We start from the raw sequence: 17,425 nt of genomic DNA, 5'->3' as shown, positions 1-17,425 counted from the left end.
AAGAAATACGGTTAGCCGTATAATCAATTTTGACAAAGCCATATATTTGAAATACCCTTATCAAGGTATTTTGCAACAGTCTGACTTAAGTCATGAATTAAAACATATGATTTAGATATATTGAACTCTTATCTCTTAAAAGAAAGTGGAGACGGATTTAAATAGTATATAGAATGAAAATTGGACCTCAATATTCTAAAGACAGATTAACTGATACCACAGGATTTCTTGAAAAGGCTCGTCTTCATCAATCAAAATATCGTGCTTTCCAATTAGAAGTCCCGTTCGATGGATATGGCAATTACTTGACTGAAAAGGACGCTTCTGCTGGATTGAATTTCTATGATGATTTTAAAATCTTTCAAGAAGTCAAAAAGCGATACCCTAGATATAACAGACCTCTTTATTCTAATATGCTTCGCAGTGAACATATAGGGTTCAATTTGTTCGCGCCTTTTAAAACAGATCTTGAATTTGGTAAAAAAGTACTTAATGACCTGTTAAGTGGTCAAATCCAATCCCTTGACAGACTAGAAATAGAATATGCCCCTAAGCCTTCTGAAAAATATCTCAAAGACAAGACCTCATTTGACACATATATTGAATACACTCATATAGATAATCAAAAAGGAATTATTGGAATTGAGGTCAAATACACGGAGCATGATTACAAACTGAAGAAGAACTCAAAACAAGAAATGGATATCAATAACAAAAACTCAAAATACTATTTAATTTCTGAGCGATGTGGGCTTTACAAGTCGAATACAATTGATCTACTAGTTTCGGATAAATTTAGACAAGTTTGGCGTAACCAACTACTTGGAGAAAGTATTGTTCTTGAGGACTTTGACAAGTTTAAGCATTTTACCTCAATAACCATGTTTCCTAAAGGAAACGTTCATTTTATAGAAACAAGTAATGAGTACATTAACATGTTAACCAATAATAAGGACAGATTTGTGCCTGTAACTTACGAGAACTTTCTTTCAATTTGTAACAAACACAAATCAAATACAAGGACCGAGAAATGGTTGAAATACCTAGATGATAGATATATAATCAAAGATTGAAAAAAGAAAGCAAAAATTATGCACTCTAAAAAGGCATAACCGATATAACCTGACAAATGAAATTTTACGAGAATGAATGCGGATTCCATAGATTAGAAGAGAATGAAGATTTACCCCTAAATTCACTACTATATGAAATTAGTTTTAACACATCATCTCTTCAAAAGCGTTGCCATAGGAGTGAATTTTTTCCACAATTTCAGTTAAAAATATCTTCCGAACCTGTGGCTTATTACGGCACAAATAAATTAACATTTATTTATAAAAAGAGATATAGATTTTCTCATAGTGGACCTAATAACTATCTGTATTTACTAAGAATGCTTAATGAGTTAAAAAATTCTGATTTGGAATATGAAAAAATACTTCTTAAGTATATGAAGGCGGATTTAGATAATAAAAAATACTTTGAATATAAAGATGAGTTAGATGAATTAAATTCAATTGAAAAATTGCAACAATCAAATAGTACACTTCTTCAAAAGATTAATGATACAAAATCCATAGAAAACAATGTCAAAATAATAAGTGAAAAAGTTAATTTGATTCAGTTAAGAGTTGATAAAATTGAGAAGAATATAAATAACAAGAAATGTAACTGGAGATTTTGGAAGAATTAAGAATGTTTATGTGCAATTCTTATTTGAATTAAAAAATTATTATGCTAGAAATAAGAAAAGGAACGGCCGCAAGAAACTATGAAAATACTTTTTTTAGGGAATTTGCGGAAAACCTTGGCAACTTATTCAAAAAGTATTCAATTGATGGCTTATTGATAGCCAATTCTGAATGCGAAGAAGAAAATAGGCTTCAAATTGACGCTCTGTTAGTAACTAGGAACGTTGTTTGTATTATAGACTTTAAAAATTTTGGAGGTAAGATTACCTTACCAAAAAATGCTAGGTCTGAATTCGAATATGGTCGCTGGACTAATGGAAAAGGAGAAATTATTAAAGGAGGAAACTCAATAAATCCTTTCATTCAACTTAAGAATCAAAAGGAACGATTTATCAAAGTAACTGAATCACACATCTCAAACAGGCTCAAAAAACCATATTGTTTTAACCCTTATCATACTATAAGAACAGTTTGTTTCCAAAAATCAATTGAACTAAAAGGAACAATTCCTCCCAAAGAAGAATTGAACTTTTTCATAATTGACAGAAGCAACTATCTTGAGAAAATTAGAGATATTATTGATATTACGGACAAAGAAGTGTCCATTCCAAAAAAATCATTTGATTTATTCAAAGAAGTATTTAGAGCCGACTTATATGATATTTCAGAGAACTATGAAAAAACAACAGATTTTACTTCATATGAATCTGAGCTAGACTTTGATAACTTATACCAAGACCAAAAGTCTTCACTTGTTGAAATTGAGAACTTCATTAAATCAGATGATGAGAAATATTTTGTGCTGCAGGGAACTTCTTTAAGTGGAAAAACTCATCTGATCCCATTTATTCAAGACATCGCGTTTAAAAATAAAATTCCTGAGGTAAAGCTTTTTGCATCTTCGGGTCGAGTATCAAATAATCTACTCAAAAATAGCAACCTGGATTTCAAAAGCATTTATTCCTACATATATGGTGGTAATACTCAAAATGAAAAGCGCGAAGACGCATTAGAGGATAACGATGAAATGAATAAAGAATTAAAATTGGAAATAGTTCCGCTAAAAAAATCAGATGATACAGAAGAATGCATTTACATCATTGATGAATCACAATTAGTTTCAGATAATTACCATCAATCAATTGATTTGCGATTTGGCTCAGGAAGATTACTTGAAGATTTTATAAAATTTACTGACTGTAAAAACACTAAAAGGAAAATCATTTTTATTGGTGATAGCTATCAACTTTCGATTGGGAAAAAGGAAGAATCAACTCTAAACCCAGATTATCTAAAAGAGAAGTATAAAGGCAATGTAAGAGCTTTTCAACTAATAGATAAGGAGGATAAATCTCCTTTAGTTTTAGAAGCTTTGAAAGCTGTCAAAAGCATTCGTCAGCAATCATTTAATAATCTTTCATTTGAGTTTTCCGAAAGACTAAATAAGGTTTCCAAAGACATATCACGTTCTGCAATTGAAAACTCGCTAAATTCAGATATAAACTCACAGATACTATGTTATTCTAACTATGACGCTCAAAAAGTAAACTTTTGGATAAAGAGTTCCATATTAAAAAATGGTTTTGACTTAACAAAGGATGATTTAATAGTCTTTGGAAATAATATTCGCGTTGAAGATGCAAATGATCCCTTTGCCGAACCAAAGAAAATATTTAATGGTCAATTTGGAACTATAATAGATGTTTCCGAAAGTTTAGTAAAAAAAACCAATCTATTAACCCCATTGACATTTCGCGAAGTTGTAATTAAATTAAAAGAATCCAATCACGTCTTAAGGTTTTTGAGCTTAGAAAACTATCGCTTAAGTGATAAGGGAGAACTTTCCAAAGAAGAAATAGTATCATTTAAAATTTTGCTAAATCAACTCGCAGAAAAGGAATTAGAAAATTTTAAAAAAGGGAATCTTTACGCAGATGAAGAATTAAAGGAATTGTTTGTGCAACTTGATGAAGGAAAAAGGGTAAAGATGAAGGTACTTACCAAAATTCAACGACTTTTAGGGAACATGCCTGCTTCAGAATACTATAGAATCAAGAATTCTGCTCAATTGCGTTTTGGATGGGCATTAACTGTTCACAAGGCTATGAGCAACAAATGGGATGAAATATTTTTCAATGTGGAAACAGGAAGAGGCAAAACCAATGAAAACTATTTTAAATGGATTTATACAGGCTTAATAAGAGCTTCACAAAAAGTTAACTTAATTAATTATGAGTCTATTACACCTTTTATTAAGCTTAATATCAGGTCAACAAGTGATGTGAATTCCGGTGGGAAACATTTTTTTTACATAGCAGATACAACAGCAGATTTATCAAGATTTGATCCAGTTATAAGCGATAAATTTAAGTTTCCAGAATCTGAAACTACATCATCTTTACTGCAACTCTTTCAATTCATAAATATTAAGATAGAAAAAGAAAGATTCAGAATATCATCAATAATACATTCTAATTATCAGGAACTGTATGAATTTAAAGGGAATGATGGTGAATCGGCAACTGTTTTAATCTACTATAACAAAAAGGGGCAATTCAAAATGCCAGCTCTAATGAATTCACAACCAAGTGAATTTGGTAATGAAGTTTTAAACCTTTTAAAGTCTAAAAATGAAATAGTTGATTTTGGATTTATAAAAGATAGTTGGAGAATTACTGCCTATGAACATTTAAGAAATAAAATCAAGCCAGCAAATTTATCAATTGCCTATATAATTCAAACCCCATATAAAGACTCTATTCAGCTCATTAGAGATGATGAAAATCTTATTGTAGACATTTTCTATGACGGGGATGGTTTTTTCTCAGTGGTTTCGGCTTCTGCATATTCTGAATTAGGGCTGTGGACTGATTTCCAAAAAATACTCAATAATCTAAAAAATGAATAATGGCATCACTTTTTGATTTTAGTAGACATATATCAGACTTAAAAAGGGGAAAGAAATTTAATGAAGCACTTACTTTTTTTAAAGAGCATAAGGGTGATTTTTCCAAAGAGCAAATATCTAATAATGAATATCTCATTTCGGATATCATATCTAGTTTAAGGTTTACTAACCATTTTGAAGCAAGTTATCAATTTTTAGAAATATATGATGTTACCATAAACAGCAAGACTAAAGAAAGAGTTTTGACTGCTTATGGTTGGTTACTTTGGTCAAATTACAAAGCTGAGAATGACAACTCGCATGAAGATGAAGATGAAATCTATTTATTTGATGAAGATGAAGATGAAGAAGAAAATATAAATCACAATTTTCATTATGACAAAAGTGAGTTAATTGATAGAATAGAGAGCCTTATACCCATTTTATTACCTTTAAAGACTGACTATTCTAAAACTGTAGTTTCCAACTTGTTTTCAATTGTTTTAAAAACGGAAAAGAAAAAGCCTGCTCCTAATTGGAAACTAGTAAATGAGTTCTGTAATAGCATCAAACCAAACGAGCTTTGTAAAGAATGTTCGACAATCGAGGTTCAAAGAAAAGGTCAGTTAAAGAAAATGGAGCTTGCTTCAGACTTTGAGAACTGGTATGCATACAAAACTAAGGCATTAATGAAATTAGGAGAATGGCAAGAGTGTTTTGAAATATCAAAAAAGGCTCTTGAAAATATTAAGATCTTTCATTATTCCAATGATATTTGGTTGTCTCGACGAATTGCACTCTCAAAGAAAAATCTTGGCAATACTGATGATACAATTGAAGAGTTTGAGAATATTCTCAAAAAGAAAAGAGAGTGGTTTATTCAAAAGGAGTTGGCAGAGCTCTACTTGGAGAAAAAAGATTATGAGCGAGCATATAAACTTTCTATGGATGCCATTAATAATTTTGGCCCTATTGAATTCAAGGTTGATTTGTTATTTCTAATAGGTAAAATTCTTATCAAGAAGGGACAATCAGATTTAGCCTTTAAGCACATTTCTCTTTCTAAACTTATAAGGCAAGAGGCAGAATGGAGAGTCCCTCAAAAAATATTTAATGAGTTAGGCCAATTCTCAGAAAGTGAAATACAATTATCAAATATTAAAAACTTAAAGATTGAATTGAAAAAATATTGGAGTAATCTAAGTTCCAAAAGAGTTCATACCTCCAAATTTAAAACAAGAGAAAGTAAACTTGAAGGTGAGATAGTAAAAATACTACATGATAATGATCGTGGGAAGGATGGTTTTCTTACATGTGATAATGATAGATACTATTTTAATCTTTCAGCTAATTCCCATTTGACACCTAAAGTTGATGTAGGAAGTAAAGTTGTTTTCAATGTTCTTCCTTCTAGAGAAGGAAAAAAGGAACAGGCAAGAATACTCAAACTGTTATAGTGATCCTTTATGATAAAGTTATGCTCAATTATTGTATTCATTAATTTGCTCACTTTTCACCTCAATCATTTCATCATCAACAAACTCAAACGTTACTTTCTCCTCCCAGGAATATTTGATTATTGAAATCAATTTAAATTCACTTGGATTGACTTTTTTATAAATAGAAGTTTCCGTATTTCCACCTCCTAAATAATTGTCAATATGAATTGTCTTATCCATTTTATTAAACTCTGTAAAATCATTAAGTAATGAAAATGGTTTTAAGTTCGTTATCTGATCAGAATCACTAGCAAAACTAGATTCATCGAGGTTATATACTTTATAAGTATTACTTAGTTGTTGCCCAGCTGCGACTTCAGTGATTAAAAGTTCCGGGTCATTATCAAAATCAACATCGTAAAAAAAGAAAGGTTCTGTAACACTGCCAACAGTGATTCGATCTTTAATTGCCCGTGTTTCAAATTGCAACTCAAAAGTTTTATCCAATAGACTCCATCTTTGTTCTAACGAATCTATTCCCATTCTTTCAGGAGTAAAAACAAGATCTCCACGTGTAATTGTAAATCGAGTAGATTTTATTGGATCAGTAAATTCAATTATACCTGGTCCAGATATTTTATGGATAGGAGCAGGGTTATTGGTCGGAAGCCAAAGAATTCTAACATTAAAATTCTCTATCTTATTTTTATATGTAATTGTAACATATTGTTTAAACCAACCCATATCAGTCTCTTGGACTAAGAACCTATGAAATTCTGACACAAGTATATCCTCGTCTTGAAATTCAATACAATCCTTCACCTCTCTGATTTGTTCCGCATAAATGTTGCTGGAAAAATATAGAACCAGGATTATAAAAAGGGAAAAACAATTATCTCGTATGATTTCAGGCAAATTTTTAATATTATTCCCTTGAAAGGTATCATGAATGTACTACAATATTCATGATAAATATTAGTCTTATGCAAAAATACCCTGATGAGGGTATACAATAAATCTAATCAAAACCGATAATTAATATTTCACTTATTAACTTTACATCACTAGGAATAGTGTCCAAAAATTAATATTGTTTCTTCATAATAATTGAATAAGTATGGCTCCAAAAGAATCCATGGACGAAGGTCCATTTGAGGAATATTTTAAAGATGGCTCTTTAAAGCGAAAAGGCAGTCGTGATTACGGATATTATTGCGGTCCTTTCGAAGAATATTATCCAAATGGGCAACTAAAAGAAAAATGTTGTTATAAAAGTCTACTAATAGATGGGCCGTATGAATTTGAGGGTCTTTATGAATCTTATTATAAAAACGGTCAACTAAAGAAAAAATGCAGTTATGCTAATGGAAATATAAACGGGCCTTATAAATGTTATCATGAAAACGGTCAGCTAAGTAAACAATGTGTTTATGCTAATGGAGATATAAACGGACCCAATGAATCTTATTTTCAAAGTGGTCAACAAAAGGAAAAATGCAGTTATGTTAATGGAGATTTAAACGGGCCTTATGTAACTTATTATGAAAACGGTCAACTTGAAGTAAAGTGTTTTTATAAACAATACCTATTAGATGGGCCTTATATAGCTTATCATGAAAATGGCCAGCTAAGAAAAAAATGTACTTATAAACAGGATCTAATAGATGGGCCTTATATAGCTTATCATGAAAATGGCCAGCTAAGAGAAAAATGTAGTTATATAAATGGATTTATCCATGGGCCTTATATATCCTATTATAAAAATGGACAGTTATCTTTTAAAGATGGTAATAAAGTAAAACCTGAATTAGAAAAACCAGACTCTACTTATGACAATTTCTATTTTATAATTTGTGATCATAAATGGGAGCCGGATTTACTGTTGAAATTAAATGACCACTTCAAAAGACAGAAAAAATTATTATCTAAATTAGGTTTTAAAGAACTACTCAATGATGATGGATTAATATTGGAAATTTCAAGTGATGGCAACCATGTAAATTGTAAATCATACTTTGATAACGGTCGGTTGAAGTTTGATTATACACTCAATATCGATGAAGGCTATAAAATAGATAAGAGAATCAAAACCTTCGAACTCTTTTATAGGAATTGTCAACCAAAGTTTAGATTTAGATATGAAAATGATGAGATTTATGGATTCAGAGGAGACTATCAAGTATACTACAACAATGCACAATTAAAAGAGAGAGGGGATCTTTACGACAGCTCATTTGATAGGTTTTCCAAAAATGGTCAAATTACCGAACAGTATAGTAATGATACATTTTATAAATATCATGATAATGAAAAATTGCATTATCGAATTACTTTGGACGAAAGTAGAAGGAAACATGGTCCTTATGAGATTTATGACAGGTCAGGTGAGTTAATTGAAAAAGGCTCTTTTGATTGTGATGAAATGTGCGACGGACCTTTTGAAAGCTATTTTCAGGATGGAAAATTATCTAAGAAGTGTTTTTACAAGAATGGTCTTCTCGAAGGAGTTTTCGAAGAATATAACGCGTATGGGGGATTAGATCGACGATGCTTTTATAAGAATGGGCTGCTGGAAGGAGTTTACGAAGAGTATGACGGATATGGACAATTACATCGACGATGCTTTTATAAGAATGGCCTGCGTGAAGGAATATCTGAACAATTTTGGTCTGGAAAGCTTCATATCAAGCAAAATTATATTAATGGCAATATTCAAGGTGTTATAAAATAATATCATTCTAGCATCAATTCGGTTGTAACTTTTGAAGTAGTTATCTTATTGTCTGTAAACTTAATCTATCATATGTTTCAACTCTCAAAAATATCTCGTGGGCGGTGGTTTATAAATAAGTGAAGTTATATCCGCAAGTACCCCCCCTGAGATGTATTAATTATGCACAGTTTAAGGAATTCTCATTAGTTTTTTCATATTCTTTGAGCCTTGAGGCTTTTCTCAACTGGAAACCATAGTTTATTATTTGAAAATACCGAATCAGATTTCAGATGTGCTATCAAATTCGATATTAAAAACGAAAAAGATAAATCATTTATTTCATATAAAATACCTCCATCATCTGGTTCACTCTGATTCCAGTACTTATAGAATTTATCCTTATTAAAACTGATATGATTTACTTTAAAAGCATTCATATTAGGATCATTTCTAACAGTATTTTCAGAATTTCTTATTGAGTTTTGGACTGTAACGCTATTGTTTATTTTGAGCCTTTCGTGTCCAGCGAACGAAAATATTCCATTAAATAACTTTTTTTTATACGTTTTAGATTTAGAGTTATATATAAATTGACCTATTTCATTAGCTTTTCGAACAACATTTTCTACTCCTTGATTTTTTAAGTTAGCTTTGACTTCAATTATACCTTCAACAGAATCAGCAGTAACTATATAAAAATCACCTTCCTTAAATAACACAGGGAATTCGGAATTATAGATTATTATGTCAATTTGCTTACTAGCCTCATGTACTCCGCGTTCTTGTGTTTGATTAATGACAAAACCCGTAACTATTTTAAACTTTTCTGGAAGAAATCTACTAATTACACTTTTAAGAACAGCCTCTTGATAACGACCATCTTCACCCCAATGGTTTATAAGCAGTCGCACTCTATCTTTTATTGCTAACAATTCTTTTGTAGTAGTTTTATGAAAATCTATAGTATTCATTAATTAAAGAATTTATAATAATTTGGATATTTTGTCATACATTTTTAAGGATCGAGTTTAAAATCTATTCGGGATTAAATATTTGTTCCATTTGTTCATTAAGAACCTTCTCACTCCGAGTAAATTGAAACAATGGCCAACTTTTATAATCCTCAAAGTCAATTTCTTCTAGTTTGAGAGAATCTTCTGCAAACTCAATAATAATCGAATCATTTTTGTTGGATAATATCGCATGTGCAAGCTTAAATAATGGTGTACAAGTTCCTACTTTTATTGTTTTTAAAACCTTATTTAATTCTGTTGTTTTATTTTGCATCTTAAGTGAAATACACATATTAAATTTAGCTCTCAACAAAGCATCTTCTTGTTCATCGTTTCTCGGTTCAATTTTTCCAATGTATTGTGATAATTTGTAACAGAACATAATTTCATTTTGAGATAAACTGTCAAATGACTCATCCAACATACTTTTGATGGCTTTTAAGGTTTTGTTATTATCCCAATTCCCCCAACATTCATAAGAAAGAAGTAATCCCGCTAAACGTATTTCACTAAACACGCTTTCAAAGTATTTTCTATCTACTATAATTTTATCACCAATCTTCTTTCCATCAGGGTTGTTAGTTCTTAAAATGTATTTTTTGTTAACTTTTGAAGCATTATGAACTATAATATGTCTTCTCTCTCTACATTCATTAATGATTTTCCAGTCAACAATTTCATTACTTAAACTAATATTTAATTTTTTCTCAAAATGTTTAAGTAAAGAATCAAAAGGCATTTCGATCAACATGGTCTCTACCTCTCTGAAAATCAAATGCTTTTCCAAATCGGCAATGCTATCATACTCATCTATTTCCTTAAGCGAAATTTTAAACTCTTTAGAATTTAAAGTATTTTTAAATTTTGTATAGTGATAAGTTAAAAGATCCGCAATTAAATATTCAAAATAGTTATTAAGCATTAAAAAGGAGCTTGAGGATAAAATTTCAAAATTTTGCACAGATAATTTTGGCCTCTTTCTCATCATTTCCACTAACTTCTTGATTTTATCATCTGATATTTTTATGGGTTTCTCATCAGATTGATCAGATTTGGTATTTTTTATAGGTTCTTCAATATTATCTAAAATTTCAAAAAAATCCCTACTGAATTCTTCAGCACTTTTTTGCGCATCATCATCCTCTCCTTCTGCTAAAACACCAAATTTGTTAAAATAAAAACGAACTCCATGCAGGTTTTCTTTAAAGGTTTTAAGAATTTTCTCAACTGAATTTTTATTATCTTTTGCTATATTGTAATCATTATCTTTTTCCTTTTTATTTGAGTTCTTATTCTTTGTCATTCAAAGGTTTTTAAATTTTGAGATTAATGTTGGAAATTGAAGAAAATTAATGCCTCATATCAAAGCGAAAATTAGAGAGAATAATTACCAATTTTTCTTTGTTAAAGCTACTGAATAAATTTGAACAGCATTTCATAAATATCAAATAAATTACCCGATTAAGACTAATATGCCTCCTAAGGGTATAGGCTGGAACTAATCCACAAACAGGTCCAAACAAAAAAAACTCCCCAATTTCTTGGAAAGCTTCTCTATGTTTTGGAGTTGTGGACCCTTGGGATTCGAACCTGTTGTTAAAGTTTGCCTTCATCAGCAAAGCTATAATAAGAATCCTCAGTAAGGATCAAACTATCCAACAGTGTGATATCCATAACCTTTGCAGCCGTCTTTACTTTCTTAGTAAGATTAAGGTCCGCCTGGCTTGGTTTAAGACTACCTGATGGATGATTGTGGCAAATTATCATGGATGTGCTTCCCGTAAGCAATCCGTCTCTTAAAATTAGCCTTACATCAACTACTGTACTCGTGATTCCCCCAATTCCCGCTATTGAGTACCCAACGGTGGTGTTGGAGTTATTTAAATACAAGACAACCATTGATTCTCTGTCGTCCAACTCCACTGGAAATATGCGCCTAAAATAATTAGCAACATCTTTAGAACTATGGATACAAGCATTGTTAACGTCCTTAACTGTTTTGTATTTTGCTTGAATCTCCCTTAGCCTACTTTTTAATATTTTCATAATAATTGGAATTAAAAAAGGAGATACTTATTCAGGACCTCCTTTGGGTTAATAAATTAATTCAATTGGGTTTGATCCCGAACCAAATCTTGCAGGATAACAAAGAGAAAAAGGCAAGCTGCCCTCCCTAACCACTATTACCATCTGCAATTATAGGGAACTGTATGCATGACACGTTGGATTCAATGATTGTAAACAGAGCCAAATTGCGGTTTACACCTACACCAATGAGTTAAAAAAAAGAATTAATAAGCTTGACTACCTTCGCTTTACAACAGAAAAAAATTTCCCTTATAGATTGGAAGGGGGGATATGGGTATATGGGATCGCTAAGCATAAAAAAATTCGGGTGGGGTATATAATTTTAACTTTTCATATGCAATTCTCAATTTTTTTTTATGGTTTTGGCCGAATGATTTTTTTTTGAGGAGTTCACTCTATAGTGATTAGGGGTCTATCTAATAACTGGATAATATTACTAGGAAAAGGAGTCTTAAAGTATGGAACTCTGCCCGTGAAATAAAATTGAATTTAAAATGGAAGGTAGAGGGCTCTGATTATCCACTTTAAGCATCAGAAGCGAATGATGCCATACAGTTGGCAATCTTGTGAGAACTAATGTAAAACATGCATGTAAAAGGTTAATTAACAGCTTGAGCGGCAAGGGAGGGAAGGTGTTGGCTGAAGCGGTTGGAAGCGGCTATTTGACATAGTGGCGTTATAACTTCTTTAGAATTATAACTGCGCATTATGTTAATATAGCTTTGGGAAGGTTTAGTAATTACAATAAAATTGATTCTCAAAAAGTTGCTTCTACAAGTGATCAAATAATTTTGATGAATAATATTCTCTTTTTTCAATTCCTAAGAATATTTCTACATTTTAAAAATTAATGTTCATTATCATTCAAGAAGTTGTCAATAAATTCATCATCACTTAAACTAATTGTAGGTAATGTGTTTTCTTCTTTGTTATTCAAAAACATTGATTCGTCAGCAACAGGTCCAATAGCTATATCACCTGCAAAAGTATATTGATAAATAGATATTTTAGAAGGTGATTTTTGTCCCCCGAAACTTAGCGCAATATCAAAATTATTATTGTTTGTAACTAAATAATTAGAAGAAACTAAAACATTGAAATCACCTGCAATTGGTCTTCCATGGTTAAAAATGTCAAAATCATTAGAAAATTCTCCATCAAAAGAATCTTCACCAAAAAGAATAGTATTGGGAGTAACTATTTTAAAAAAAGCATTTACCTCATTATTAAATTTTGAAGTATTTAAGATTATTTTTCTAAAACTTAAGTTTAAACCTTCAGCTATAAACTCAACATTTTTTAACCTTAAGTGGCCCTTTATAATTGGATAATCTATACTTTTCATCATAGCTTCAATTAAATAGTGAGGAGCTATTCTCGTTTGACCATCTAATCGTATATAATAGTTGTTTCCATATTGATGCGGTTTTTGATTGCTTTTCTCAACTTCTATGACAAAAATAGAATTTCCATTGGGTGCATTTAATTTTTGAACCCTTATATCTATGGGTAAAGGAATTATTAAATTTGATATTTTATTTATTAACCTGTCACGATCTAAAACAGCAGTAAATGGTGTCAATGCACCTTCAGCTGTAGTGTTACCATGAGCATTTGTTACTTCAGTCGGAGCACCCCAAATCACAATACCACCTTCTGAATTAAGTAAGCCGCAAATTGCTTTTAAGACAGCTTTTTCCTTATCATTATGATTCCCTGCAACTGGATAAGATTTAAATTCTAAATTTAGTGTTTCTTCTTTTTCAACATCAAAAAATTGAACAATATCATTGTAGACTAAATCGTATAGATCTTTTCCAAATGTTACTTGAGAATATTTCATAATTTAATGTTTTTTTGCAGCATAAAAGTACAAATTATTGAATTAAGGATTCAACGATTACTAATTAGCATATTGTTAATTGATCACTTTTTATAAAAAGGAATAGAAGGGAAACGTAATGTTTGTGAAATGGGAAATTAATATATGTTTCGTTAGTATTAATTTGTAGTTTTGTGAATATAGAAAGATTTAGAAGTGAATAAGGATATTTTAAAAAGATTATTTAGAAGTATAGATGGAAAACCTGATGATGATATTGTCAAGGTTGCATATGATATTGTTAAAGAGGAAGAAGACAAAGGGCATCATCTATTATCAAAACAACTAAAAGCTATTTTAGATCAGAATGTGTCTACTTCCAAAAAACTTAATAATGAATTAAAGGATATTTTTTCTAATACTAGTAGAAAACATAATAAAAAAGATTTCCCCTTAGCTGTTGAAATTCCGAGAGATGAATTACGACATCACATGGTTTTATCAGAAGAAATTGAAAATAAATTTTCTAGAATTGAAAAAGAGTTTGTCGCTCGAGAAAGACTTGCCAATCATGGATTAAAACCAAAACAAAAAATTCTTTTTTTTGGACCTCCTGGTTGTGGTAAAAGCATGGGAGCAGAGAGATTAGCTTGGAATATTGGCTTACCTTTTTATAAAGTTAGATTTGAAGCTGTAATTTCTTCTTATTTAGGAGAGTCTTTAATTAATTTAAAAAAACTTTTTGATGGAGTAAATTCCTTTCCTTGTGTTTTACTATTAGATGAATTTGACATTATAGCAAAATCAAGAAATTATGGACATGATGTAGGAGAAATGCATAGATTAGTTAATATGGTGTTATTTTTATTAGAAGAATATAATGCTCCTGGTTTACTTATTGCTACTACAAATCTAGAAACTTCACTAGATAAAGCTGTTTTCAGACGTTTTGATGAAGTCATAGAAGTTAAAAAACCCAAAGAAGAGGAAATTTTAAAGTTACTTGAAATGACATTATCATCAACTAAAATTTCTAATCAAGTTAATTTAATAGATTACGTTAATCAACTTTTAGGATTTTCCTCAGCTGAAATAGTTAAAATAGCTCAAAATGTAAAGAAACTGTCAGTCATAAATAATATAGAGAAAATTGATAAAAAAAGTTTTGACAAGATTATCAATGAAACTATAAGATTTAATGAAAATAAGTAATAACTATTTATGGCATTTGATCACCTATCTCTTCCACACAGAATAACTGGATTATACAATTCGCCCTATGGACCTGGTAAACAAACAGTAGTTGTTATCCCCAGTCAGGAGACATTAAATAATATTCAAAACAGAAAAGAACACGCTGAAACACTTGAAGAGAAAACTACTATAATAACTGAAGAGTGGAAGGTAGATTTTGACTCAAGAAAAGAACAGGGATTACCCAATATTCCAGAATCAATTCCTCTATTTTTGCAAGTTGACCCTAAAATATTCAATCCCGATAGCTTAAGATCCTTTGGGATTGAAATAATATCGGAAGAGGAAGATGGTTTTTTAATTGGCGCGTCAGCAGATTTAAATTTATCCACCTTAAAGGATAAAATTGATAAATTTTTGAACGAAGAAGGGAAGTTTAAGAATACGGCGTCTAAATTATGGGATATTGTTACTGGAAAGCAGTGGAGAATTGAACACATTTTGTCTAAACCATTACTAAAAAAATGGGATGAAATTAATGATGCGGAAATTTTAGTAGTTGATATTGCAGTTGCATGCTATATTCATGTTCCAGCTTATCCAAGTAGAGGCAATGAGGAAGAAATAACCGAGGAACAATTTGAGGAAAAAGTTTCTCGTTGGGAAGAAAAAAAGAGAAAGGCTGAAATAGATTGGGATGAAGTTTGTTTTAAAAGACAAGACGAACTAGAAAAATTTATTCATGAGCATCAGGGTAAACTGATTAGCAGCTATGTTGATTCAGCAGATAGTTTTTCTTGCAGAATAGAAGTTTCGGGTTTAGGTCTTAAAGATCTTGTCTTAAATTACCCTTATTTATTTGAGGTTGAAGAATATGATAATCTGAAACAAAGCATAAGTGTTGATGAAGAATTAAAGGATCATGCTGAGCTAGAAATTATTGGACCAGAATATGAAGATCCAAATGTTTGTGTTATTGATAGTGGAATACAAGAGAATCATATTTTATTAGAGAAAGCTATTGACAATACTCATTCTATTTCCTATGTAAAAGGTGAAGAAAATATAGTTAGCGACCTGGTTAGTGGCGGAGGACATGGTACCAGAGTTGCTGGAGCTGTACTTTATCCAAATCTTCCAATTGCAATTTCTGTTAAATTAAATGCGTGGATTCAGAATGTTAGAGTATTAGATAACAATAATACAATGCAATCGAATCTTTACCCTCCTGATTTAATAAGGGATATTATTGAGCATTATAATGAAAATTATAAAACTCGTATTTTTAATATGTCGATAACTTCAAATAATGGACATATTACCACTAGAATGTCTAAATGGGCTGAATCAATTGATAGAGAAACTTGGGAAAGAGACATAGTTTTTGTAATTCCAACTGGAAATTTAAAAAAAACTCAAATATCAAATTATGTAAATAATGGAACGAATTATGCTGATTATTTACTACTCCGAAAATCAAGAATCTCTGATCCTTCACAAAGTCTATTTTCTTTAACAGTGGGTTCAATTTGTCATGGAGAATATGAAGATGTTGATCTTAAATCATTCGGCAAGATTGATTTTCCATCTTCATTTTCAAGGACTGGTTTGGGAATTTGGGATTCCATTAAACCTGAACTCGTAGAGTATGGAGGAGATTATGTTATAGAGAAAAATGGAGCAAATAAATTAATTTCTCAAAATAAGGACACTTCTGTACATCTTGTGCGAAGTACATTGACTGGTGGACCTGCTACAAGTATTGATGGTGTTGGTACATCTTTTTCTGCTCCTAAAGTATCTGGTCTATTAGCAGAATTACAAAGATTATTTCCTGACGAATCGACTTTACTTTATAAAGCACTGATTATTCAATCAGCAAGATGGCCAGATAAAATATTTAATCAAGAACCAAGATTGAATTTTTTAAGACTCTTTGGGTACGGTTTTCCAAACCTTGAGCGTGCTTCTACAAATAACGAATTTAGGGTTACTTTAGTTAATTCAATAAACATTTCTCCAAAAGAAGCTGATATTTATGAAGTTAAACTACCTGAAAGTATTAGAAGAGTAGGTGATTCTTTTGATATTTTGGTTGAAGTTACTTTAACTTTTAAGGCTATTCCAAGAAGAACACGAGTTGGATTTAGATCATATCTATCAGGTTGGGTTGATTGGCATTCTTCCAAATTAGGAGAAAGTATAGAATCATTTGAACAAAGATTAGTTTCAGTTGATTATAACAATGAAGATGAAGTAGAAGATATAAATCAAGAAAAAATACCTTGGGCTATCCATTCACGTTCAAATAGAGGAATTCAGAATGTCAAATTAAATAATAATGCAATACAAAAAGATTGGGCAATTGTAAAATCTAATAAATTAACAGAAAGTTTTTGCATTGGAGTAGTTGGTCATACTGGTTGGGATAAAGATTTAAAAAGAAAAATACCATATTCAATAGCTGTTAGTTTTGAAGCTATTAATAAAGATGTTGAATTATATAATGAGATAAGAATTGAGAATGCAATTGAAATTCAAGTCAACGTTTAAAATTATGTAAAATAGAATCTCGATG

The 17,425-nt window shown here is 30.7% G+C and carries 12 protein-coding genes; 7 read left to right on the top strand and 5 right to left on the bottom strand.

Annotated features, from left to right (window positions below; genetic code table 11):
• Positions 1-173: 173 nt before the first annotated feature.
• Genes AABB81_RS15885 through AABB81_RS15870 form a run of 4 tightly spaced genes read left to right on the top strand, consistent with a single transcriptional unit; the run spans position 174 to position 6,035 of the window.
• Entirely contained in the window at positions 174-1,073 is a 900-nt protein-coding gene (locus AABB81_RS15885) for a PGN_0703 family putative restriction endonuclease (protein WP_342161550.1), read from the top strand.
• Between the two features lie 56 nt (positions 1,074-1,129).
• Positions 1,130-1,693 carry a hypothetical protein gene (locus tag AABB81_RS15880; RefSeq protein ID WP_342161549.1) on the top strand — a complete coding sequence of 188 codons (564 nt, stop codon included), beginning with the start codon at positions 1,130-1,132 and terminating at the stop codon, positions 1,691-1,693.
• Positions 1,694-1,734: 41 nt separating this feature from the next.
• Positions 1,735-4,599: an NERD domain-containing protein gene (locus AABB81_RS15875; RefSeq protein ID WP_342161548.1), complete on the top strand. Its 2,865-nt coding sequence runs from the start codon at positions 1,735-1,737 to the stop codon at positions 4,597-4,599.
• Positions 4,599-6,035 (top strand): DUF7017 domain-containing protein, encoded by a 1,437-nt coding sequence (locus AABB81_RS15870; protein ID WP_342161547.1) that lies wholly within the window; start codon positions 4,599-4,601, stop codon positions 6,033-6,035. Before AABB81_RS15875 ends, AABB81_RS15870 begins: the two co-directional genes overlap by 1 nt.
• A 24-nt stretch (positions 6,036-6,059) precedes the next feature.
• Here the strand turns inward: AABB81_RS15870 and AABB81_RS15865 are convergent, their stop codons facing one another.
• The gene (locus tag AABB81_RS15865; RefSeq protein WP_342161546.1) at positions 6,060-6,839 is read right to left on the bottom strand and encodes a hypothetical protein; all 780 of its coding nucleotides are present in this window, start codon (positions 6,837-6,839) and stop codon (positions 6,060-6,062) included.
• A gap of 295 nt (positions 6,840-7,134) precedes the next feature.
• On the opposite strand from AABB81_RS15865, the gene AABB81_RS15860 reads away from it, so the two are divergent.
• Positions 7,135-8,748, top strand: coding sequence for a toxin-antitoxin system YwqK family antitoxin (locus AABB81_RS15860; protein WP_342161545.1), 1,614 nt, complete (start codon positions 7,135-7,137; stop codon positions 8,746-8,748).
• A 194-nt stretch (positions 8,749-8,942) separates the two neighbouring features.
• On the opposite strand, the gene AABB81_RS15855 is transcribed toward AABB81_RS15860, so the two are convergent.
• The 4 genes from AABB81_RS15855 to AABB81_RS15840 all read right to left on the bottom strand — a co-directional run bounded on the left by AABB81_RS15855 (position 8,943) and on the right by AABB81_RS15840 (position 13,674).
• A complete protein-coding gene (locus AABB81_RS15855; protein WP_342161544.1) occupies positions 8,943-9,701 on the bottom strand; it encodes a DUF6602 domain-containing protein in 759 nt (252 codons plus the stop codon).
• Between the two features lie 64 nt (positions 9,702-9,765).
• Positions 9,766-11,046 carry a hypothetical protein gene (locus tag AABB81_RS15850; protein ID WP_342161543.1) on the bottom strand — a complete coding sequence of 427 codons (1,281 nt, stop codon included), beginning with the start codon at positions 11,044-11,046 and terminating at the stop codon, positions 9,766-9,768.
• 293 nt (positions 11,047-11,339) lie between these two features.
• Positions 11,340-11,789 carry a JAB domain-containing protein gene (locus AABB81_RS15845; RefSeq protein WP_342161542.1) on the bottom strand — a complete coding sequence of 150 codons (450 nt, stop codon included), beginning with the start codon at positions 11,787-11,789 and terminating at the stop codon, positions 11,340-11,342.
• Positions 11,790-12,678: 889 nt separating this feature from the next.
• A complete protein-coding gene (locus AABB81_RS15840) occupies positions 12,679-13,674 on the bottom strand; it encodes an AlbA family DNA-binding domain-containing protein (protein ID WP_342161541.1) in 996 nt (331 codons plus the stop codon).
• A gap of 195 nt (positions 13,675-13,869) precedes the next feature.
• On the opposite strand from AABB81_RS15840, the gene AABB81_RS15835 reads away from it, so the two are divergent.
• Together AABB81_RS15835 and AABB81_RS15830 are read left to right on the top strand one after the other, a co-directional pair.
• On the top strand, positions 13,870-14,865 hold the full coding sequence (locus AABB81_RS15835; protein WP_342161540.1) for an AAA family ATPase: 996 nt from the start codon (positions 13,870-13,872) through the stop codon (positions 14,863-14,865).
• A gap of 9 nt (positions 14,866-14,874) precedes the next feature.
• Positions 14,875-17,400: a S8 family peptidase gene (locus AABB81_RS15830; RefSeq protein ID WP_342161539.1), complete on the top strand. Its 2,526-nt coding sequence runs from the start codon at positions 14,875-14,877 to the stop codon at positions 17,398-17,400.
• Positions 17,401-17,425 lie beyond the last annotated feature (25 nt).

The sequence above is a fragment of the Lutimonas vermicola genome, assembly GCF_038433205.1.
GTDB classification, from domain to species: Bacteria; Bacteroidota; Bacteroidia; order Flavobacteriales; family Flavobacteriaceae; genus Lutimonas; species Lutimonas vermicola.
The sequence above is the reverse complement of the archived record's forward strand: the minus strand, read 5'-3'. Positions and strand labels throughout refer to the sequence as shown.